This is a genomic window from Streptomyces cahuitamycinicus (genome assembly GCF_002891435.1).
GTDB classification, from domain to species: domain Bacteria; phylum Actinomycetota; class Actinomycetes; order Streptomycetales; family Streptomycetaceae; genus Streptomyces; species Streptomyces cahuitamycinicus.
This window is the reverse complement of the sequence record NZ_POUC01000786.1, coordinates 1-1,804: the sequence shown is the minus strand read 5'-3', so window position 1 is coordinate 1,804 and position 1,804 is coordinate 1. Positions and strand designations below refer to the sequence as shown.

Annotated in this window: 2 protein-coding genes; both read right to left on the bottom strand. The window is 73.6% G+C overall.

Features of this window, described 5'->3' with window-relative positions:
- Window positions 1–1,111: ABC transporter ATP-binding protein (locus tag C1J00_RS42835; protein WP_146046407.1), on the bottom strand; the 1,111-nt coding region annotated here is incomplete at its 3' end.
- The coding region (locus C1J00_RS42830; RefSeq protein WP_146046406.1) for an ABC transporter ATP-binding protein at window positions 1,108–1,804 on the bottom strand (697 nt) is incomplete at its 5' end. The genes C1J00_RS42830 and C1J00_RS42835, both read right to left, overlap by 4 nt.

Below are 1,804 nucleotides of genomic sequence, written 5' to 3'. Positions count from 1 at the left end.
GCCGGGGGGTGGCCGGCTCGGGGACCGACGGGGTCTGGGCGAGCAGGCCGGCGATCTTCTCCAGGGAGGCCGCCGCCGACTGGTAGGAGTTCAGGAACATCCCGAGCCGGTCGATGGGGTCGTACAGCCGCCGCAGGTACAGGACCGCAGCCGCCAGCACGCCGAGGGCCAGCGTGCCGTCCGCGACCCGGTAGGCGCCCCACAGCACGATCGACGCGACCGCCGTGTTGGCGACCAGCCGCGAACCGGTGACGTAGCGGGCCATCTCCAGCAGCGCGTCGCCGTTGACCCGCTCGTGCCGCCGGTTGAGCACGCCGAAGTCCGTGTCGTTGGCGGCCTCGCGGCGGAAGGCGCGCACCGGCCGGATGCCGTTCATCGTCTCGACGAACTTGACGATGACGGCCGCGATGGCGGTCGACCGCGCCTGGTACACCCGGCCGGCCCGCCGCCGGTACCACCGCACGAGCGCGTACAGCGGCACCAGGGACGCCGCCGCCACGCCCCCGAGGCCCAGGTCGAGCCAGAGCAGCATCGCCGAGATGTAGACGAAGGAGAGGATGACCGTCACGAGCTCCTGGAGGCCCTCGTCCAGCAGCTCGCGCAGCGACTCCACGTCGGCCGTGGAGCGGGAGATGAGCCGGCCCGAGGTGTAGCGCTCGTGGAAGTCGACGCTCAGCGCCTGCGCGTGGCGGAAGATCCGGCCGCGCAGGTCGAGCAGCACGTCCTGGCTGACCCGGGCCGCGGCGGCGACGAACGCGAACTGCAGCCCGCCCGCGGCCAGCGCGCACCCCAGATAGCCGGCGCCCACCGCGATCAGCGGCCCGTGGTCCTGCGCCCGGAACGCCGGTACGGCACGGTCGATGGCGTACGCCACGAGCAGCGGGCCCGCCTGCACCACCGCCTGCTGGAGCAGCAGCAGGAGCGTGGTGACCGCGACCCGGGCCTTCATGGGCGCGAGCAGGGAGCGCAGCAGGGTCCCGGTGGCGCCCGGTGGAGTGGGCAGGACGTCCCGGTCGAAGGGGTCGCCGGTTGCGGCGGGCCGGTCGTCGGGGTGTCGGCCGGGCCGGTCGTCGGGCTTGTTGCCGGCCGGTGCGCCGGTGGCCGCCGTCATCGTGCGCCCTCCTCTTCCCCTGACATCAGATGCGCGTACTCGGCGTTCGTGCGCAGCAGTTCCTGGTGGGTGCCGACCGCGGCGATCCGGCCGCCGGACAGCAGCGCGACGCGGTCGGCGAGCAGCACGGTCGAGGGGCGGTGCGCCACGATCAGGGCGGTGGTGTCCGCGAGGACCTGCCGTAGGGCGGCCTCCACAGCGGCCTCGGTATGCACGTCCAGGGCCGACAGCGGATCGTCCAGGACGAGGAACTCCGGCTGCGCGACGACGGCCCGGGCGAGCGCGAGGCGCTGACGCTGGCCGCCGGAGAGGCTGAGGCCCTGCTCGCCCACCGGGGTGTCCGTCCCCTGGGGCAGGGAGTGCACGAAGCCGGCCTGCGCGACGGCGAGCGCACGCTCCAGATCGGCATGGCCGGCGGTGTCCTTCGCGCCCATGAGCACGTTGTCGCCCACGGAGGCCGAGAACAGCGTGGGCTCCTCGAAGGCCACGGCGACCTTGGCGCGCAGGGCTTGTCTGGACAGCTCGGTGATGTCGACACCGTCGAGGGTGATCCGGCCCGAGGTCAGCTCGTACAGCCGGGGGATGAGCGCGGTGAGGGTGGTCTTGCCGCTGCCGGTCGCGCCGACCAGGGCCATGGACTCGCCCGGGCGGATGTGTAGGTCGATGTGCTGCAGGACGGGCGGGGTGTCGGGC